Source organism: Rivihabitans pingtungensis, assembly GCF_003201855.1.
In the GTDB taxonomy this organism is placed as follows: domain Bacteria; phylum Pseudomonadota; class Gammaproteobacteria; order Burkholderiales; family Aquaspirillaceae; genus Rivihabitans; species Rivihabitans pingtungensis.
This window is the reverse complement of the sequence record NZ_QJKI01000029.1, coordinates 24,234-42,405: the sequence shown is the minus strand read 5'-3', so window position 1 is coordinate 42,405 and position 18,172 is coordinate 24,234. Positions and strand designations below refer to the sequence as shown.

Annotated in this window: 17 protein-coding genes and 1 pseudogene; 6 read left to right on the top strand and 12 right to left on the bottom strand. The window is 62.9% G+C overall.

What is annotated here, in order from left to right:
* The 5 genes from DFR34_RS17430 to DFR34_RS16985 form a co-directional block, all read right to left on the bottom strand.
* A partial coding sequence (locus DFR34_RS17430; RefSeq protein WP_211309447.1) for a hypothetical protein occupies positions 1 to 738 on the bottom strand: 738 nt, incomplete at its 3' end.
* A gap of 72 nt (positions 739 to 810) precedes the next feature.
* The gene (locus DFR34_RS15130; protein ID WP_110391992.1) at positions 811 to 1,422 is read right to left on the bottom strand and encodes a hypothetical protein; all 612 of its coding nucleotides are present in this window, start codon (positions 1,420 to 1,422) and stop codon (positions 811 to 813) included.
* 89 nt (positions 1,423 to 1,511) lie between these two features.
* A complete protein-coding gene (locus tag DFR34_RS16990) occupies positions 1,512 to 2,324 on the bottom strand; it encodes a hypothetical protein (RefSeq protein ID WP_146215171.1) in 813 nt (270 codons plus the stop codon).
* 361 nt (positions 2,325 to 2,685) lie between these two features.
* Positions 2,686 to 3,312, bottom strand: coding sequence for a hypothetical protein (locus tag DFR34_RS17425; RefSeq protein WP_211309446.1), 627 nt, complete (start codon positions 3,310 to 3,312; stop codon positions 2,686 to 2,688).
* Positions 3,313 to 3,438: 126 nt separating this feature from the next.
* Positions 3,439 to 4,110: a hypothetical protein gene (locus tag DFR34_RS16985; RefSeq protein WP_146215170.1), complete on the bottom strand. Its 672-nt coding sequence runs from the start codon at positions 4,108 to 4,110 to the stop codon at positions 3,439 to 3,441.
* 236 nt (positions 4,111 to 4,346) lie between these two features.
* Between DFR34_RS16985 and DFR34_RS17670 the strand changes: the two are divergent.
* The 4 genes and pseudogenes from DFR34_RS17670 to ugpQ all read left to right on the top strand — a co-directional run.
* Positions 4,347 to 4,640: pseudogene (locus DFR34_RS17670) on the top strand (phage integrase N-terminal SAM-like domain-containing protein); the annotation flags it as partial.
* Positions 4,641 to 4,960: 320 nt separating this feature from the next.
* Positions 4,961 to 6,706: a methyl-accepting chemotaxis protein gene (locus DFR34_RS17230; RefSeq protein WP_110391990.1), complete on the top strand. Its 1,746-nt coding sequence runs from the start codon at positions 4,961 to 4,963 to the stop codon at positions 6,704 to 6,706.
* Between the two features lie 121 nt (positions 6,707 to 6,827).
* Positions 6,828 to 8,216 (top strand): FAD-binding oxidoreductase, encoded by a 1,389-nt coding sequence (locus DFR34_RS15105; RefSeq protein ID WP_110391989.1) that lies wholly within the window; start codon positions 6,828 to 6,830, stop codon positions 8,214 to 8,216.
* A 34-nt stretch (positions 8,217 to 8,250) separates the two neighbouring features.
* Positions 8,251 to 8,994 carry a glycerophosphodiester phosphodiesterase gene (ugpQ, locus tag DFR34_RS15100; protein WP_211309445.1) on the top strand — a complete coding sequence of 248 codons (744 nt, stop codon included), beginning with the start codon at positions 8,251 to 8,253 and terminating at the stop codon, positions 8,992 to 8,994.
* Between the two features lie 99 nt (positions 8,995 to 9,093).
* Here the strand turns inward: ugpQ and DFR34_RS15095 are convergent, their stop codons facing one another.
* The 5 genes from DFR34_RS15095 to DFR34_RS15075 all read right to left on the bottom strand — a co-directional run bounded on the left by DFR34_RS15095 (position 9,094) and on the right by DFR34_RS15075 (position 12,202).
* Entirely contained in the window at positions 9,094 to 10,101 is a 1,008-nt protein-coding gene (locus DFR34_RS15095; RefSeq protein ID WP_110391987.1) for an NAD(P)H-dependent glycerol-3-phosphate dehydrogenase, read from the bottom strand.
* Positions 10,102 to 10,107: 6 nt separating this feature from the next.
* Positions 10,108 to 10,548 (bottom strand): SH3 domain-containing protein, encoded by a 441-nt coding sequence (locus DFR34_RS15090; protein ID WP_110391986.1) that lies wholly within the window; start codon positions 10,546 to 10,548, stop codon positions 10,108 to 10,110.
* Complete coding sequence (gene secB / locus DFR34_RS15085) at positions 10,538 to 10,984, bottom strand: protein-export chaperone SecB (protein WP_110391985.1); 447 nt, start codon at positions 10,982 to 10,984, stop codon at positions 10,538 to 10,540. The genes DFR34_RS15090 and secB overlap by 11 nt, the downstream gene beginning before the upstream one ends.
* A gap of 89 nt (positions 10,985 to 11,073) precedes the next feature.
* A complete protein-coding gene (grxC, locus tag DFR34_RS15080; RefSeq protein WP_110391984.1) occupies positions 11,074 to 11,328 on the bottom strand; it encodes a glutaredoxin 3 in 255 nt (84 codons plus the stop codon).
* 94 nt (positions 11,329 to 11,422) lie between these two features.
* Positions 11,423 to 12,202 (bottom strand): class I SAM-dependent methyltransferase, encoded by a 780-nt coding sequence (locus tag DFR34_RS15075; protein WP_110391983.1) that lies wholly within the window; start codon positions 12,200 to 12,202, stop codon positions 11,423 to 11,425.
* Between the two features lie 342 nt (positions 12,203 to 12,544).
* Between DFR34_RS15075 and DFR34_RS15070 the strand changes: the two genes are divergently transcribed.
* Together DFR34_RS15070 and DFR34_RS15065 are read left to right on the top strand one after the other, a co-directional pair.
* Positions 12,545 to 14,812 (top strand): DNA internalization-related competence protein ComEC/Rec2, encoded by a 2,268-nt coding sequence (locus tag DFR34_RS15070; RefSeq protein WP_110391982.1) that lies wholly within the window; start codon positions 12,545 to 12,547, stop codon positions 14,810 to 14,812.
* A gap of 124 nt (positions 14,813 to 14,936) precedes the next feature.
* Positions 14,937 to 15,923, top strand: a complete 987-nt coding sequence (locus tag DFR34_RS15065) for a hypothetical protein (RefSeq protein WP_110391981.1) — start codon at positions 14,937 to 14,939, stop codon at positions 15,921 to 15,923.
* Between the two features lie 93 nt (positions 15,924 to 16,016).
* Here the strand turns inward: DFR34_RS15065 and DFR34_RS15060 are convergent, their stop codons facing one another.
* Positions 16,017 to 16,673 (bottom strand): hypothetical protein, encoded by a 657-nt coding sequence (locus DFR34_RS15060; RefSeq protein ID WP_110391980.1) that lies wholly within the window; start codon positions 16,671 to 16,673, stop codon positions 16,017 to 16,019.
* Positions 16,670 to 18,055, bottom strand: a complete 1,386-nt coding sequence (gene dacB / locus DFR34_RS15055) for a D-alanyl-D-alanine carboxypeptidase/D-alanyl-D-alanine endopeptidase (RefSeq protein ID WP_110391979.1) — start codon at positions 18,053 to 18,055, stop codon at positions 16,670 to 16,672. Before dacB ends, DFR34_RS15060 begins: the two co-directional genes overlap by 4 nt.
* Between the last annotated feature and the right edge of the window lie 117 nt (positions 18,056 to 18,172).

The following is an 18,172-nucleotide window of genomic DNA, read 5'->3' as shown; positions in this document are numbered from 1 at the left end:
GCCCATTCTTCGTCGCTGACATCGGATGGGTAAGGTTTGCGGTTTTCCATGGGGCTTGGATTTTACCGCTATGGGATAGTTCAGAACAGGCTCTAGTGTGGTAAATGTTATTGTGTTGAAATAAATAAAATCAATGCAACTCCAGGCCCCAAGATTTCCCGAAAAATAACCGTTCCCAATGCGATGCATAGACATGTACAAAATAGAATAGGATATTATCAATGATAGATATGAGAACGTAATTGCCTCGAATGTGTTTGCATATTCCTCTTCTTTGTCAAAAAGCAATCTTTTTATGATTTTAACTATCCTCGCCACGTCCAGTGATATTGTAAAAATGCAAAGCAAGATCAAGGATATGAGCGCAGGGTGTATTTCTCTATAGAATGCTGAATGCGCTAAATATGCAACCACTGGGATGACTATATATGCTAAGGCGAATTTCGCGATTCTAACTATAAAATCTACGGCTTCGCCTATGATTAAAGCCACCCGTAGAATCTGGTCAGAAGCGGTTCCTCCGCCAACTCTCCTGCACTCTTCTATAGATCTGGCCGCCAGATAGTCGTGCAAATAAAAATATAAAAAAATGAAAAACAATGACCGCCAAATATGAGTTATTTTCCAGCAAATCTCAATTAGCAATGGCGTTAAAATAAAAAGCAAGGGGCCGAGATTTATTATTAGGACAGCAAAGAAACCTTGTTTTTTGCAATGAATAACTTTCATCTCAGCCATTTTTTGGTCGCCACCTATGCATAACGTTTGACTTAAGCGGCTGGCCGTAGGCCAGTCCGCTTGAAGGAAGGGTTAGGCGCTTTTGGCACGCCAGGTCTTTGCGAGTTCTTTGAGGTCAATACCAACTCCCCAAAGGGCTGGCTTGAGAATGAATGCATCCGAGAAAGCTGCACCCTTGCCAGCTTTGATTTCCTTCGCGATTGCGAAGTCTATGAGCGGCTTCTGAGCCGCGATGTCACGGAATATCCGTTCGATGAGAGCAACTACCTCCGTGGAGTCTTTACACAGGCCACGCAAAGGAATGAGGATGAGCTTCTCGTCGGCTGAGCCTTTCGCTACCTTGCTGAATCGGTAGCCTGGAGCTTCTTCCCGAAATCGCTGGGGATGAATGGTTGAGATCATGAGTGCGGGAAGAACCTCTTCACCGTCTTCGCCATTCACTTTGCTCCAAGAGAAGTCTGGATCGTCTACGTGGACGGAGAGTATCTCTTCGGCGAACGCACGTGAGTCGGTTCCTGCGATGACTACGGCTTTGTTCTTTGCGGCAAGGTCGGCCATTCTTCGGAAGTTCGTATGTAGCGCTTGGCCAAGCGGTTCGTCCCAACCGTAGTCGAGAACATATACGTAGTAGTCACGTTCGAGGCCCAGCGGAAGGCGGCTGAGGGCGTGTACGTAGAGACCCATTGAGAAGCTCCTGTGAAAGCGCCTAAACGTCTGAATTCACCGGCCTGCGCGGCTTTATGCGCAAGGTCCGGTGGAATGATGGGTTATGCCTAAATTTCATGAGAACACTCAATTTCATCAGGCATATCTTGTGCAACGGCTTGGTTTACGAAACTCAGGTTGATTGCCCAATAACCTCCACCATCTGGTTCTGTAACGATGTAGTCGTGCTGGCCTACAGCCATAAGATAGTCAGAGTGCTCTCGGCGGAAGTACTTATATGCGTCCACGAGGTGCTGTTCAGTTGCTTGAATTGCCAAGTCATATTCTTCTTGGCTGTCGAAACCGTCGAAATACTCCTGAGGGCTTAATAATCCATGGTGAGTAAATCTATTTCTTTCGAAGTACTCGTGACACCCTGTACATACGTCAACCAAGAGTTGGTCGTTAGTCCAAGTGGACTCGCCATGGCGGTTGTAGTTTTGACCAAGGAGGATTACAGAGGGAATTAAGTACCCACCACAGCTACATCTTGGGAAGGCAAGATCAAGGACATCGATTACTTCAAAATTGCCTTGATCTAGCAGGGCAATTTTGTATCTTGGGCCTGAACCCATGTAAGGCTCGTAGTCTTGAAACTGTTTGAAGTTGATGTTTGTAGTTACATCAAACCTTGCCAATTGAGAGCCGTAACTCCCGGCAAAGTCCGCATGCTCACCCATATCTCCAGCTACCGTCAGCCCAAACTCTCGCCCATGCTTCTGGTAAAAGTTCAATTCGGCCTTGAGACCTGTATATCCGTGGACACCAAGAGTTCGTTTGTAGCCATCAAGATACTCAAAGGCGCAATTAAAGCCTTTTGCAGGATCATGAATCGTGCAAAACAATATTCGTCGAATTCTGTTGTACTCACTAGCGCTCATTGCAAGGATCTGGTTAAAGCATAACGTTTGAATTCACCGGCCTGACGCGGCTTGCCGCGACAGGTCCGGTGGGATGAGGGGTTAGGCATCAGTGCGCGTACTCAGAAGCATCCCATTACACACATCTCTTCCGCACTCACGTCTGGGAAGCAAAACGGCCTTCAAGATGGTAAAAAAATAGCCATTTTTCACCGTTTTTTGGCTCTTTTTGCCATGCTCGGCTCACTTCTGGAGGCAGGGCACAGTGCTTAAACTTGAACCACCCCTCTGGAAACATTGCGCAAAGCATTGATTTAAAATAAAAAAAGATGTGTGCAATGGGGTGGCTCAGAAGGGGGAATTGAATGCTTGGCTTCTAGTCTCAAGTCTTCGAGTTCAACGCTTCTCCGAACTCCTCAACTTCTATAAACTGGACACGAACCGGTTTGGTGTTCCCCATGATCATCGGGGCCTTTATTCCATCCTTGCGCAAGGATTTGGCTAGCATTCGGATATCTATCAGAATATCTGAGATCTTTAGAAGCAATCGTTCGCGACCAGAAGATCGGACTGTCTCGGACTGATCGATCACAAGCTCTTCGATGCGGGAGCGTGAAAGCTGAGCCACTAGGCTATTGATGTCCTCTCGGTCGAGAGAGACGCCGGCCCAGTTATGGGCGAATTCGTTTCGAATTTTCCTCAATATCTCAAGCGTCTGATATCCGTCTTTGTGTATCAGACCTAGGACGAACGCTGCCTTGATCCTCGCAGAGAAGGTACCTAGCGGAGCGTTAAAGCCATTAACCAGGTCTTTCGCTTGCCGCGCTTCACGCAAATAGGCAAGCAAAAGCAACTCAAGTGTGTCCTCGGCGAAGGCAGCCATGGTTAGGATCATGCTTCTGTCGTCGTGCTCATGCAGCGACCCGAGCATGCTGTTGAGCTCATCCACGAATGGTTCGTTGTGCGGATTGACTGGCGGCTTTGCATAGCCCTTCTTCTCAGATGCCATTGCCTTCTTTCCTTATTGGAATATTGGTGCTGCTGTACAGCGACGACCAAATGGATGCCGATGCCTAACGTTCAAGGTCAGGGACGCTGCGCGGCTTTATCGCGCAGCGTCTCCTGCACCGCCGAGTTAGCCCTTATTTTTCCATCGCGCATCAATTTCCTCACAAGCCGCTTCGATGTCGTTCATTTTTCGTTTGAAGGCCTTCGGCGCACTAACAACCCGCTGAGTTGGAACATCAATCACATAACATTTTGAATGATCGATTGCTGAGTTTTCTTCGGCACTTTCCAAATATACCCTCATGGCCGTAGCCACATATTCGGCCGCCTGAGGCGTTAATGGAGTTGTCTTAGGGAAATGGAGTTTTACGCAACCGACGACTTGCCCAGATTCTGGATCTTTAAGAACGGCGTCCGGCCTCATACTTATATCAACCCCAGCGACTTCCATAGTATTGGATGATGTAGATTCCCCCGATTCAACAACGAGGCCTTTCAAATCCAAATCCCCTGAGGCCTCCAAGAAATCCTCAATTGCCGAGGCGGAAGCTTGCCGATCCTGTTCTACGAATTCACTTCCACCATTTGGGATTCTAAGTTCTGTCGCAGCGGATAGAATTTTTGAGTCGTCATTCATGCCAGTTGAGAGGTATTCAACTATTTCTTCTCTAGCATCAGAGTACCTGGCTGCGATAAATGTCTTTGGCTGCTGCTGATCTTCGATGATTCTTTTTCGCCTGGAAGGCGTTGCAGTTAGATACTCACCAAGTTTATTGACACTAATTCTAGGCTTTGACATGAATCGACTCCTGTGAGAAAGGCCCAACGTCCAGCATACACCGCACGCGGCGCATACTCATTTTCAAAAAGGTGTATAACAAACATCTCTTTGGTGCCACTCATTGAATATAGTGATGAACGGATTTGTATTATGCAAACAACTCCGGCAAAACTACCCAAACTGCTTGATCAGATTCGTGAGCGGCTACGCCTCAACTCAAGCACTACAGCATACGAACCTAGCAGCAGTATGTCCAGTGGGTGCGTAGATTTATTCTGTTCCATGACAAGCGTCACCCCGTTGAGATGGGAGCAGCGGAGGTAGAGGCGTTTTTGACGCATCTGGCGGTCGAGGGCAAGGTGGCTGCGGCGACGCAGAATCAAGCCTTGTCAGCCCTGTTGTTTCTCTATCGCGAGGTGCTGGAGATCAATCTGCCGTGGCTGGATCAGGTGGTCAGGGCCAAGCGCCCGGCGCGGTTGCCGGTGGTGCTGACGCGGCAGGAGGTGACGGCGGTGCAAAAGGCCATGGCCGAGCTGAAAGCCAGCTAAACGCCGTGCGCCACACCTTGCTGGCATGGCGGCGTGACCTTTGACATGCCCGCCGCACAGCCTGTGGCCCGCGCGTCTGGACAGCAGCACCGCGCAGCGTATGCCAAACAACGGCAAACCCGCGCTTTCCTCTGTTATGTGGCATGAGAATTGCACAGCGCACAGCTTGTGCCGATGATTTTTTATCGGCGCACACTGTGCGCTCACCGCATCAACGGACTCAGATCCGGCCGTGGGCGACATTTTCTTGTCGTCCGGCCGGGTGGTGGCCCGCCCTGCGCCGACGATGCATCGACATCTTCAGCAATGAGGCGGGACTCATGAAGCAACTGACCATCAAGGCCCTGTTCTGGGCCATGGCGCTGGCGTCTGCATTATTGGCGGCGCTGCTGGCGCTGGCCATTTACTGGCTGGGCCAAGCCAGCGACCACGTGGCGCAGGCCGAGCGCCAGCGCTATCAATCCTATCTGCTGGCCGACATGCTGCGGCAAAGCTCGGACGACCTCACCCGGCTGGCGCGCACCTATGTGGTGACCGGCGAGGCGCGCTACGAGCAGCAATACTGGGACATCCTCGCCATCCGCAATGGCGAAAAACCCATGCCCGAGGCGTATCACCGCATTTACTGGGATTTTGTCGCCGCCGGCCAGGACAAGCCGCGCCCGGATGGCGTCAAGGCGCCGCTGCTGGAGCTGATGAAGCAAGCCGGTTTCAGCGAGGCGGAATTCGCCAAGCTGAACGAAGCCAAGGCCAATTCCGATGGGCTGGTGAACACCGAAACGGTGGCGATGAACGCGGTGAAAGGCCGTTTTGCCGATGGCCAGGGCGGCTTTAGCCGTGAAGCGCCGCCGGATTTCGAGCTGGCGCGCAAGCTGATGCACGACGCCGCCTACCATCGGGAAAAAGCCAAAATCATGAAGCCGGTGGATGATTTTTATCTGCTGATGGACCAGCGCACCCAACACGCCATCGAAACCGCTCAAACCGAAGAAACCCGCGCCCGCCGTTTTGCCCAGGCCATGGCGGCGCTGAACCTGCTGGCGCTGGTGGCGGCCTTGTGGGGGGTGTACCGATATTTGCTGTCCTTGCTGGGTGGCGAGCCGGCGCAGGTGGCGGCGCGGGTGCGCGGCATTGCCGCCGGCGACCTGAGCGACGCCGATCAGCGCGCGCCCACCGGCAGCCTGCTGGCCCACGTTGAAGCCATGCGCCAGTCCTTGCGCCAGATGGTGGCGCTGATCCAGAGCAAGGCCACCGATTTGCAAACGGCCAGCGCCTCGCTGTCTGGCGCCACCCACGATATTGGCGCCTCGGCCGCCAGCCAGAGCCAGTCCAGCCAATCCATGGCGCAGTCGATGGACAAACTCTCCGGCAGCATTGGCCAGATTTCCGAGCGCGCCAGCGGCATGATTGATCTGTCCAGCGCCTTTGGCCAGCAAGCCAGCGCCAGCCTGCAAGTGATCGACGCCCTGCACGAAGAAGTGGGCAAGGTGTCCGGCATCGCCAGCCAATCGTCGCGCGCGGTGGGCGAGCTGGATGCCATGTCGGCGCAAATCGGCTCGATGGTCAGCATCATCGACGAGATCGCCGAGCAGACCAATCTCTTGGCGCTGAACGCCGCCATCGAGGCCGCCCGCGCCGGCGAATCCGGCCGGGGCTTTGCCGTGGTGGCCGACGAAGTGCGCAAACTGGCCGAGCGCACCTCGGGCTCGACGCTGGAAATCCAGCGCATGATTCAGGACATCACCCGCCACACCCGCGAAGCCACCACGCTGATGGAATCGCAAATCAGCCAGGTGCAAACCGGCATCGAGCTGGCCGGCCAGGCGCGGCAGGTGGTGGGCGAGATCGCCGAAAAATCACTGGATACGGTGGAATCGTTCGAGCACATCGCCCACGCCGTGCAAGAGCAATCGCAAGCCAGCCAGTATGTGCGCGACGAAATCGAGCATGTCGCCAGCCAAAACCAGGACACTCACCAAGCCATCGCCCGCGCCCGCCAGGCCGCCGACCAGCTGCACGCGCTGGCCAGCGATATGCACGGCGCGGTGTTGCAGTTCCGGCTGTAAGAAGCGCAAAAAAGTGTGCCAAAGCCACCTCCGGGTGGCGACACTGGTCGAGGCTATGGGCGGCGAGCCTTGGCGATGCTGAGGATGGGCCTGGCCGCGCGTTCTGGGCGATAATCCGGCCATGACCACTTGGCTAGACACCGTGGCGGGGATTGTCGGTCCCCGCCATCTGATCACCGACCCCGACACCCTGGCCGCTGCCTGTCTGGATTGGCGCGGACGCTACCGTGGCCGCGCCCAGGCCATCGCCCGCCCCGGCAGCACCGCCGAAGTGGCGGCGCTGGTGCGCGCCTGCGTGGCCGCTGGCGCGCCAATCGTGCCGCAGGGCGGCAATACTTCGCACTGCGGCGCCGCCACCCCGGACGACAGCGGCCGCGCGCTGATTATCCAGCTGCACCGCATGCAGGCGCTGCGCGCGGTGGACGCCGACAACAACACCCTGACCGCCGAAGCCGGCTGCACGCTGGCGCAGGTGCAGGACGCCGCCGCCGGGGTGGGCCGACTGTTTCCGCTGTCGCTGGCCTCGGAGGGCAGTTGCCAGATCGGCGGCAATCTGGCCACCAATGCCGGCGGCGTGGCGGTGCTGCGCTATGGGCCGATGCGCGAGCTGACCCTGGGCCTGGAGGCGGTGCTGCCCGATGGCAGCGTGCTGGATAGCCTGTCTGGCCTGCGCAAGAACAACACCGGCTACGACCTCAAACAGCTGCTGATTGGCGCCGAAGGCACGCTGGGCATCATCACCGCCGCCACCCTCAAGCTATTCCCCGCCCCGGAAGCCACCGCCACCGCCCTGGTGGAAGTGAGCAACCCAGCCGACGCGCTGGCGCTGCTGCACGCGCTGCAAGCGCGCTTTGGCGACCGGCTGACCGCCTTTGAGCTGATCTCCGGGCTGTGCCTGCAACTGCTGGCCCGCCACCTGCCCGACGCCCGTCCGCCGTTCATGCCGCCGTGGTGCGTGCTGCTGGAGCTGAACGACGGCGGCAGCGAAGCGGTGCTGAACCAGGCGCTGGCCGAAGCGTTATGCGCGCTGCGCCCGCAGGCCGACGCCGTGCTGGCCCGCCACGCCCGCGAACGCGCCCAGTTGTGGACTTTGCGCGAGCAGATTTCCGAAGCGCAAAAACGCGATGGCCCCAGCATCAAGCACGACATTGCCGTGCCGCTGTCGCAACTGGCCGGTTTTATTGAGCGCGCCGACGCCGCCCTGCAACAGGCCTTCCCCGCTTGCCGGGTGGTGTGCTTTGGCCATGTGGGCGACGGCAATCTGCATTACAACGTGTCGTACACCCGGCCGGGCAATGTCGATCTGTTTGACGACGAACCCGCCGTCAACGCCCTGGTGTACGACCTGGTGTACGCCCACGGCGGCACGCTGTCAGCTGAGCACGGCATCGGCCAGCTCAAGCGCGACTGGCTGCGCCGCTACCTGCCGCCAGCTAACCTGGCCGCCATGCGCGCAGTCAAACAGGCGCTGGACCCGCTGGGGCTGATGAATCCGGGCAAGGTGTTGTGAGGCGCTGTATTTTTCAATGTGGAGTGAAATGTCGATGAACCCTGCTGCTTTCCCCTGGCCGCGCTGGATTGTTCACCGTGGCGGCGGTGACGCCGCGCCGGAGAACACCCTGGCCGGCATGCTGCTGGCGGCGTTTGCTGGCGCCAAGATGGTGGAGTTCGACGTGCGCCTGTCGGCGGATGGCGTGCCGTTTTTGCTGCACGACGACACGCTGGAGCGCACCACCAACGGCCATGGCCCGGCCGATGCGCTGCCGTGGAAGGCGTTGTCCCGGCTGGATGCCGGCGCGTGGTTTTCGCCGCGTTTTGCCGAAGAGCCGCTGCCCAGCCTGGCCGACGCCGCGCAATTGCTCAACGACCATGGCTTGTGCGCCAATGTCGAGATCAAACCCGGCCCGGGCCGCGAGGCGGAAACCGGCGCGCGGGTGGCGGCGGATTGCGCCAAGTTATTTGCCGGCCAGACGCCGCCGCCCTTGCTGACCTCGTTTTCTACCGTGGCGCTGGCCGCCGCTGGCGAGGCCGCGCCCACCCTGCCGCGCGCCTGGAGCGTGCGCCAGTGGGACGATGGCCTGATTGCCCAGGCGCAGGCGCTGGGCGTGTGCGCGCTGGATCTTCCCCACCACGAGCTGAACGCCGAGCGGGCGGCGGCGGTGCGCGCGGCCGGGCTGTGGCTCTTGAGCTGGACGGTGAACGACCCGGCGCAGGCCGCGCCACTGTGGGCGCTGGGGGTGTCGGCGCTGTGTACGGATTCGCTGGAGTGCGCCGTGTCGGCGGCCTGAATCCAGGCTATCGGGCGCTGCCCATAAAAAAACTCCCGCTGCGCTTCTGCGTCAGCGGGAGTTTTTTTATGGGCAGACGCCATCAGCGGGGAAGCAGCTTTACCCCAACTCGCTGCCATCTTCAGCTTTGGGCGCACGCTCCAGCAGCGCGTCCAGCACCTGTTGCGGGCTGGCTTGCTCGAACAGCATGGCGCACACGCCAGCGGTAATCGGCATGTCCACCCCCAGCGCGCGGGCGCGGGCCAGGGTTTCCCGCGCGGTGGGCACGCCTTCGGCGACATGGCCCAGCGAGGCCAGCACGTCGTCCAGCGAACGGCCTTCGGCCAGCAGCATGCCAACGCGGCGGTTGCGCGACAGATTGCCGGTGCAGGTGAGGATTAAATCGCCCAGGCCGGACAAACCCATCAGCGTGGCGGCCTGGCCGCCCAGCGCCTGCGCCAGCCGGCTGATTTCCGCCAGGCCACGGGTCAGCAGCGCGGCGCGGGCATTGTGGCCGCAGTGCAGGCCGTCGGCTACGCCAGCGGCGATGGCCATGACGTTTTTCACCGCGCCGCCGACTTCCACGCCCACCAAATCCTGATTGGCGTAAATGCGCAGGCAGCGGGTGTGCAGCGCGCGCGCCAGCCGGCGCGCCTCGCCGCCGTGATTCAGCGCCAGGGCAATGGCCGAGGGCAGGCCGGCGGCCACTTCCTGGGCAAAGCTGGGGCCCGACAGCGCGCCGCACACCGCATCGGCCGGCAATTCTTGCGCGGCCACTTCGTGCGGCAGCAGGCCGCTGCCGGCCTCAAAGCCCTTGCACGCCCACAGCACGGGCGGCAAGGCCTGGCCGCACACCTCGTGCAAGCGGCGCAGCGTGGCGCGCAGGCCGGCAATCGGCGTCACCACCAGCGCCAGCTCGCCCGCGTGCGCGGCGGCGGCAAAATCGGCGGTCAGCGCCAGATTGGCCGGCAGTTCGGCTTCGGGCAGGTAGCGGGTATTGCGCCGGCTGGCGGCCAGCGCCTCGATCAGAGCGGCGTCGCGCGCCCACAGGGTGACCTCGTGCTCACGCGCCAAGGCCACCGCCAGGGCGGTGCCCCAGGCGCCAGCGCCGAAAATGGACAGCTTCATGACTGCTTACAGCCCCCAGAACGCCGAAATCTGGCCATAGCCACTGCTGCCATCGGCGTGGCGCAGCTTGACCCAGCCGTTTTTCGGCGGCTCGACCATCTGCAGCACCACGTCTTTATCCACCGAGAAGGCCAGGGTCGCCTTGGCGTCCGGGCTGCGGCGCAGCTCGGTGCGGTTGGCGGTGGCCACCACGGTGCGCTGATTGCTCAGGCTGGCGGTGGACATCCAGGCCACGCCGCCAGCGGCGTCGCGCACGCGCACCCAGTCCGGCTGGCTGCCGATGACTTCCACCGGATAGCCCTGGCTGAGCACGTAGAGCTTTTTCGAGCTGGCCCACGGCGCCTCGTGCATGATGGCGCCGTGCGACTTCACCGAGCGGAATTCCAGCGCCTGCGCGCTGGCGGCGGCCAGCAGCAGGCCCAGGACGAAGACGAGCTTAGTGCGCATTGCCGGATTGCTCGGCCATTTGCTGGGCATACAGCGCCTCGAAATTGATCGGCGACAGCAACACCGGCGGGAAGCCGGCGCGGTTGACCACGTCGGACACGGTTTCGCGCACGTACGGGAACAGGATGTTCGGGCAGGCCACGGCCAGCACACCGCTGATTTCGTCTTCCGGCACGCCACGGATCTGGAAGATGCCTGCCTGGGCGGCTTCGACCAGGAACATCACTTTTTCGCCCAGCTTGGCGGTGACAGTAACGGTGATCACGGCTTCAAACACGCCGTCTTCCAGCTGCTTGCCTTCGGTGGCCAGCTGCATGTCGATTTCCGGCTGCTCACGCTCCAGGAAGATTTGCGGAGCGTGCGGGATTTCCAGCGACAGGTCCTTGACGTAGATTTTTTCGATGGAAAACACCGGTTGCAGGTCTTGTTCGCTCATCGCGCTCTCAATTCAAAAGAAGGGTCGGTAAAGTCAGGCATCATCGCACGAAGCCGCGCGCCGCGCCAACGCTGACAGCGTGCGCGGGCTCAGTCGGCCAGCAGGGCGTCCAGCTTGCCGGCGCGGTCCAGCGCCGAGAGGTCGTCGTAGCCGCCCACGTGCAGCTCGCCGATGAAAATCTGCGGCACGGTGCGCCGGCCGGTGATGCGCATCATGTGCTCGCGCTGTTCTGGCTCAAGGTCCACACGGATTTTATCGGGGGTGACGCCCTTGCGCGCCAGCAGGCGCTCGGCCATGTCGCAGTACGGGCACACGCCGGTGCCATACAAAGTGACGGGTTTCATTGCAATATCCTGTCGGGGCGGGCATTGGCATGGCCCGCGTGGCAAAAGCAGTCAGTGTAGCGGCAAGTAGAACGTCATCCAAGACATGCGCGCGTTAGCGCGGGCCAGCAGGCATGGCCTTGACGCTATACACATCAAAGCGCGTGCTCTTGCCCACCTGCCGGCTGGTGGGCGGCGGGCCGGCCACATCGGCGCCCAGACGCGGGCGTTTGACCACCACCCGCTCGCGCGCGGCGGCCAGCGCGGCGGCCAGCAGGCGCGGGCTGTCGTCATCGCCGCCAATCACCTCCTGAAACGCCTGCATGTCTTTTTTGGCGGCGGCCTTATTGCCGGTGTCGGGGAACATCGGGTCCACAAACACCACCTGCGGGCGCGCTTCGGGCGCCAGGCTGGCCAGCCAGTCGCTGGCGTCGGCGTGAATCACCGTCATGCGCGCGGCAATGTCGGCGGTGTCCGGGTGGGCATGCGCGCGCGCCAGCGCGTCGGCCAGCAGCGCGGCGGCCACTGGCGAGCGCTCGACCAGGCGCACGGCGCAGCCCAGGCTGGCCAGCACAAAGGCGTCGCGGCCCAGGCCGGCGGTGGCGTCCACCACGTCCCGGCTGGCCTGCCCCTTCATGCCGATGGCTTTGGCGACCGGCTGGCCGCGCCCGCCGCCAAACTGCCGGCGATGCGCCGCCGCGCCCTCGACAAATTCGGCGTACACCGGCCCGTGTTTGTCCGGGTTCAGCAGGCTCAAGCGCACCTCGTCCAGCTCCAGCCAGTAGCCGGCGGTGGGGCGGGCGGACAATAAGGGCAGGGCAAAACGCGCGGCCAGCGCCTGGGCGTCGGGCAGGCGGTCGGGGGCGGCGCAAAACAGGCCGGTGGCAGGCGGCATGAACACTCTCGGCGACAAGCAAAAGCGCGACGATACGGCATGGGGCGCAGGCGGACAAGCCAGCACGGCGGCGCGGCGGGGATTTGAGAACTGCGGCCAAAACCCCGCGCAGCGGTTCTGGCGCGGCGTGCGTGGGTAGTGCGGCAAGGTTGGGCAATCACGCCAGGCGGGCTTTCTCAGTCGCCGTGAGAGTTGCTCACAAAACCCAGCGCAGCGCGCCTGGCCAGGCACCCGACCGCAGACAGTACGGGTAGTCGGGCAACCACGCCAAGCGGGTTTTGTGAGCGGCTGTTAGGTAGTTCAGCGCATTGTCATGGCTGGCCAGTGTTTCTACACTGCCTCATGCCCTATTTATTGTTGTTTGCCGCTGGCGTGACGCTGGCGCAATGCTGCTTGGCTCCGCCCTCGTGGATGGCGGCGCTGGCGTGCGCGGTGTTGCTGGGCTGCGGGCCGTGGCGGCGGCATGGCGTGTGGCTGCTGGCGCTGATTGTGGGGTTTGCCTGGTCGGCCTGGCGCATCGAGCAACGCCTGGCCAGCGCCTGGCCGGCGCAGTGGGAGGGCCGGCCGGTGATGGTCACCCTGCGCGTGGTGGGCCTGCCGCGCCAGGACGCCATGGCCACCCGGCTGGACGCCGTGCTGGAACACGTGGAACTGTCGCCGCCGCTGGCCAACTGGCCGGCGCGGGTGGGCGTGTCCGACTATCAACGCGGCGACTGGCCGGCCGGCAGCCGCTGGCGCGCCCAGCTCACCCTGCGCCGCTGGCGCGCCACCAGCAATCCGCACACTTTTGCCGCCGAAGCCTGGCTGATGGAGCAAGGCCGGCTGGCCTCGGGCAGTGTGCGCCCCGGCGCGCAGCGCTTGGCCGACAGCCAGCACCCGCAAGCCTGGCTGGACCGCTGGCGGGCAGCAGCGGTGGCGCGGGTGACGCGCGCGGCGGGCGAGCACACTTACAGCGGCGTGCTCACCGCGCTGATTACCGGCGAGCAGGGCTATATCCCGCCCGAACACTGGCGCTTGTTCGCCCAGACCGGGCTGACCCATCTGGTCAGCGTCTCCGGCGTGCATCTGACCTTGCTGGCCGGGCTGGTGGCCAGCGTCACCATCTGGCTGTGGCGGCGGCAAACCCGCTGGCGCGCGCCGCCCCGGCTGGCCGGCGCGGTGGCCGGGCTATTGGCCGCCAGCGCCTATGGTCTGCTGGCCGGCTGGTCGCTGCCCACCCAGCGCAGCGTATACATGCTGTGGGCGCTGGCCTTGGCCTTGTGCGGCCGCTATCCGCTGGGGGTTGGCCGCGCCTGGGCGCTGGCGCTGTGCGCGGTGTTGACGCTGGACCCTTTTGCCGCCTTGTCGCTGGGCTTCTGGCTGTCGTTTTTCGCCGTGGGGCTGATGATCTGGGTGGGCGCCGGGCGGGTGGGCGCGTTGCCGTGGTGGCGACAATGGGGCCGCGCGCAGTGGGCGGCCAGCCTGGCCATGGCCGTGCCGCTATTGGCCAGCTTTGGCGAACTGCCCTGGCTGTCGCCGCTGAGCAATCTCTACGCCATTCCGCTGATTGGCAGCGTGCTCACCCCGGCAGCGCTGCTGGCCAGCGCGCTGCCCACTGATCTGGGCGTGGCCTGGGTGGCGCAGGCGCTGGACTGGGCGATGTGGCCGCTGGAGCACCTGGCCGACGCGCCGATGTGGGCGCAGGCCGCGCCCACCACGCTGGCCATTGTGCTGGCGAGCTTAGGCGTGGCGGTGCTCAGCCTGCCGGCCGGGGTGGCCGGGCGCGCGCTGGGGTTGGCGCTGTGCCTGCCATTGTTTTGCCCGCCCGAACGTGCGCCGCCGACTGGCCAGGCGCAGATCACCGTGCTGGACGTCGGCCAGGGCCTGGCGGTGGTGGTGCGCACCGCACAGCGCACCCTGGTGTACGACACTGGCGCGCGAGTCGGCGCCAGCGATATGGGTGCGCGGGTGATTGCGCCGTTTTTGGCCGGCGAAGGCGTGGCGCGGCTGGATGGCCTGGTGGTGTCGCACAGCGATATGGACCACGCTGGCGGCGCCGCCTCGCTGTGGGGGCGCTTTGCCCCTGGCTGGCTGCTGGCCGGCGAGCCGGAGCGGCTGAGCAAAGAACGCCCGCCCGCCGCCCCGCAGCCCTGCCGCGCTGGTCAGCACTGGCAATGGGACGGCGTGCGCTTTGATGTGCTCTACCCGATACACGGCGGCGCAAGCGACAACCACGCCAGCTGCGTGCTGCGGGTGTGGGCGCAGGGGCAAGCCCTGCTGCTGACTGGCGACGCCGAATTGGCCGACGAAGACGCCATGCTGGCGCACTGGCAGCCCGACGCCCTGGCCGCCGATGTGCTGGTGGTGGGCCACCACGGCAGCCGCACCTCGTCCGGCCAGGCGTTTTTACAGGCGGTGCGCCCGCGCGACGCGGTAATCAGCGCCGGCTACCGCAACCGCTATCACCACCCTCACCCGGCGGTGTGGACGCGGCTGGCCGACGCCGGCGCCCGCCGCTGGCGCACCGACCGCGACGGCGCACTGCGCCTCACCCTGGGCGCGGCGGCGGATATCCAGCCAGAAGGGTTTCGTACTGCGCGGCCGCACTGGTGGCAAAGCGGCTGGCCGTGAGCGCCTGGCATGACCACGCCGGGCGGTATTTCCACGGATTGTGAGCGCGTTCAGCAACAGCGATAATAGGCCTAATTTGGCCAACGCTTGGCCAGACGACATATTCTCTGCACAGGACTCCCCGATGTTGATCTCCCCCTATGCCAGCAGCAGCCAACGGCTGTATGACAAAATCAGCCAGGCCACCAGCACGCCGGCCAGTGCATTGGGCGCCCCCACGGTGGCTTCCAGAGACAGCGCCACCGTCACGCTGTCGGTAGAAGCGCGTGCCATTCAGGCTTTGCTGCAAAACAAGCCTGATGAAGTCAACGCCAGCAGCGCCGCCGGTTTTAACGATTTTCTGGCCCGTTTTGGCGAGCAAATACACGCACAGGGCAAGGCGGCGCCAATGCTGGCGGAACTGCCAGAAAGTGCCGATCCGGCCCGGCTGGCGCTGGCCCACCAAGCGGTGAATTTTGTGCTGAGCAAGGTGGGGCAACCCTCTGCTTACGCCGAACAATCCAGCCAAAACCCATTTGCCGAACTGGGGCGCAAAAGCCTGTCGCGCATTGCCTTTGATGATTCCGGCACATTCACCAGCGCCGAGCGCAGCGCCGCCCATCAAGAAATTCAGGCCCGTGAAGAAGACTTCACCAAGGCGGTCAAGGCGCAGCAGGAGTCGCTGACTCGCCGCGACAAAAGCCATTCGGCGTTCTGGCAACAGCTGACGCAGACGCAGGCGCAAGCCACTCAGCTGGAAGAAATGACCGAAACCGAGCGCGCCTGGCGCGGTTGGGGCACGCTGGAGAGCGTGCAGCGCGACCTGGCGCGGCTCAAACAAGAATCGCCATTGGCCGTACCCGCCGCGCCGGACTATCGGCATTTGCGCAGCCCGGCCAACAGCGTGCTGGCAGCGGTCAGCGAAGGCCAGGGCTCCGCCCGCTGGAAAATGGTGTCGATTCAAGAACTGGCCGCTGACAATGTGCGGCTGACACTGATTGATTTTGCCCCCACCCCGGCGGATTCCGCCCCCGCCACGCCCACTCAGCCCGGCGCTGCCGACAGCGGCAAAGCGCTGCACAACAAGGTGAAAAGCTGGCTGGCTTTGTACGCCAATGTCAGCCGCTATTGAGGCCAAGAGCCGCTCACCAAATCCTCTGGCGTTTCGTTCTGTCTACGGTTGCGCGCCTGGCCAGGCGCGCAACACGGAGTGGGCGAAGCTGCGCTACAGCGCGCCCGGATCGCCAAACTGCACACGAAACTCCACCACTGCCGGGTTCAGCAGCTGCACGGCGCGCAATGAGGACAGATACGGCCCAACCAATACTTGCTGGCGGGCCGGGGCGCTGAGCAGGGCGTAATCGTAGTCGCCCAGCAGCAGGCTCACCCGCGCCAGGCTGCTGGCCAGTGCGCCGTTGTTCCAGCCCAGCACCTGACCGGTGCGTGCCGGCCCCAGGCCGGTGAGCAGCAGCGGGCGGCCGTTGCGTTTTTCCAGCTCGGCCACCGTGCTGCCCAGGCCCAGGCCGCCGGGCAGCGTCCAGAACGAGCGCTCGCCGCGCACCACCGCCACCGCCACGCCGCTGCGCTTGACGCTGTCGCGCCAGACCAGGGCGATGCGTTTATTGGCGTCGCGCGGAAACAGCACGCTGGCCGGGTAGGGCTCGCCAGCGTCGAGCTTGATCTGGGCGGGCTGCACATTAAATGCGCCAAAGCGCTCGATCAGGCTGGCTTCGCTGCTGTCCAGCGCAATCAGCGCCAGGCTGCGGCCGGGCTGGATTTGCCAGTTCAGCCGCTGGGTGGGCGCGCTGGGCACGGGCGTGCTTGCCCCCGCTGGCGCAGCCAGCGCCAGGCTGAGGATTAACAGGGCGACCAGCCGGCTCATGGCTCGGCCTCCAGCCGGCCGGGGTGGCGGATCAGCCCGGCCACCAGCGCATCCATGGCCGGGGTCAGCTCGCTGGCGCGCGGGCTGTTGATCAGCACCACCAAGGCATAGCGGCGGCCATCGACGGCTTTGACATAGCCGGCCAGCGCGCGCACATCGTTCAACGAGCCGGTTTTGAATCGGGCTTCCACCGGCTGGCCAACAAAGCGCCGGCGCAGGGTGCCGTCGCGGGCGGCAATCGGCAGCGAGGCCATGAATTCTGGCGCATAGGGTGAGTTGGCGCCGGCTTGCAGCAGCGCGCCCAGGCCAGCGGCGCTGATGCGCTCGCGCCGCGACAGGCCCGAGCCGTTTTCCAGCTGCAAGCCGGGCAGGGCCAGCTTGCGCTGGGTGGCCCAGCGGCGCACGGCGGCTTCGCCGTCGCGCAGCACATCGCCTTCTTGGGCAAACTCGGCGCCCAGGGTGAGAAACAGCTGCCGGGCCATGGTGTTATTGCTGTATTTGTTGATGTCGCGCACCACTTCGGCCAGGGTGGGCGAGCTGACGCTGGCCAGCGTCACCGCATTGGCCGGGGTGAGGCCCCGGCGCACCTGGCCGGCCAGGCTGCCGCCGGCCTCGCGCCACAGCGCGGCAAACATCGCCGCCTGATAGGCGTCGTGCTCCCACACCGGGGCAAACAGCTTGCCGCCGTCGCAGCCGGCCGGCAGCGCGCCTTCCAGCCGCAGGGTGTCGCCTTGTGCGCTCAGGCTGGCGTAGCGTTTGACGCCGCCTTCGCAATTGGCCTGCTGGCTGACGGTCAGCCGGTTGTCCACTTTCAGCCCGTCCAGCGGCGGATCCAGCGCCACTCGCACGCCATCCGGCTGCACAAACAGCGTGGTCCACACCACTTTCAGGTGCGCCAACAGCGCATCCGGCGGCACGGCAAAGGCTTTGTCGCTGTCGCTGGCAAAGTCGTCGGCGCTGCCGGTGCGGGCAAAGCGCTGTTTATCCAGCACCACGTCGCCGGCCAGATGGCGGATGCCGCGCCCGCGCAGATCGCGCGCCAGCGCCGCCAGGTCGTTGCGGTCAAAGTGCGGGTCGCCGCCGCCTTTCCAGTACAAGGGGCCGTCCAGGGTGTCGCCGCGCGGGCGGGCGTCGGCCAGCAGTTCGGTGCGCCAGCGGTAGTCGGGGGCCAGCAGCTCCAGCGCCGACAGCGTAGTCAGCAGCTTCATGGTGGAGGCCGGGTTCATCGGCACATCAGCGCGATGCTGGACAATCGCCGGCCCGCCATCTTGCGGGGCCATCCAGATGGCGACTTCGTCAGGGCGGATGGCACCCAGGTTGAGGGCGTGGGCCAGGCTGGGCAAGAGCAGGCAACAGGCAGCAAGCAGGGGACGGAGCATCATAAGTCAGGGCAGGTTTAAGCGTCGCTCACAAAACCCCGCGCAGCGGACCTGGCCAGGCGTGTGAGCGCAAACAGTACACGCAGTACGGCAAGGTCGGGCAACGACGCCAGGCGGGTT

Excerpts from the sequence above, each read along its gene's own strand:
- grxC (WP_110391984.1), bottom strand. The coding sequence starts at position 11,328 with ATGAAACCCGTCACTTTGTATGGCACCGGCGTGTGCCCGTACTGCGAC.
- ugpQ (WP_211309445.1), top strand. The coding sequence starts at position 8,251 with ATGAACCCTGCTGCTTTCCCCTGGCCGCGCTGGATTGTTCACCGTGGC.
- DFR34_RS16990 (WP_146215171.1), bottom strand. The coding sequence starts at position 2,324 with ATGAGCGCTAGTGAGTACAACAGAATTCGACGAATATTGTTTTGCACG.
- DFR34_RS15070 (WP_110391982.1), top strand. The coding sequence starts at position 12,545 with ATGCCCTATTTATTGTTGTTTGCCGCTGGCGTGACGCTGGCGCAATGC.
- DFR34_RS15105 (WP_110391989.1), top strand. The coding sequence starts at position 6,828 with ATGACCACTTGGCTAGACACCGTGGCGGGGATTGTCGGTCCCCGCCAT.
- DFR34_RS15075 (WP_110391983.1), bottom strand. The coding sequence starts at position 12,202 with ATGCCGCCTGCCACCGGCCTGTTTTGCGCCGCCCCCGACCGCCTGCCC.
- DFR34_RS15095 (WP_110391987.1), bottom strand. The coding sequence starts at position 10,101 with ATGAAGCTGTCCATTTTCGGCGCTGGCGCCTGGGGCACCGCCCTGGCG.
- DFR34_RS16985 (WP_146215170.1), bottom strand. The coding sequence starts at position 4,110 with ATGTCAAAGCCTAGAATTAGTGTCAATAAACTTGGTGAGTATCTAACT.
- dacB (WP_110391979.1), bottom strand. The coding sequence starts at position 18,055 with ATGATGCTCCGTCCCCTGCTTGCTGCCTGTTGCCTGCTCTTGCCCAGC.
- DFR34_RS15130 (WP_110391992.1), bottom strand. The coding sequence starts at position 1,422 with ATGGGTCTCTACGTACACGCCCTCAGCCGCCTTCCGCTGGGCCTCGAA.
- DFR34_RS15060 (WP_110391980.1), bottom strand. The coding sequence starts at position 16,673 with ATGAGCCGGCTGGTCGCCCTGTTAATCCTCAGCCTGGCGCTGGCTGCG.
- DFR34_RS15065 (WP_110391981.1), top strand. The coding sequence starts at position 14,937 with ATGTTGATCTCCCCCTATGCCAGCAGCAGCCAACGGCTGTATGACAAA.
- DFR34_RS17230 (WP_110391990.1), top strand. The coding sequence starts at position 4,961 with ATGAAGCAACTGACCATCAAGGCCCTGTTCTGGGCCATGGCGCTGGCG.
- secB (WP_110391985.1), bottom strand. The coding sequence starts at position 10,984 with ATGAGCGAACAAGACCTGCAACCGGTGTTTTCCATCGAAAAAATCTAC.
- DFR34_RS15090 (WP_110391986.1), bottom strand. The coding sequence starts at position 10,548 with ATGCGCACTAAGCTCGTCTTCGTCCTGGGCCTGCTGCTGGCCGCCGCC.
- DFR34_RS17425 (WP_211309446.1), bottom strand. The coding sequence starts at position 3,312 with ATGGCATCTGAGAAGAAGGGCTATGCAAAGCCGCCAGTCAATCCGCAC.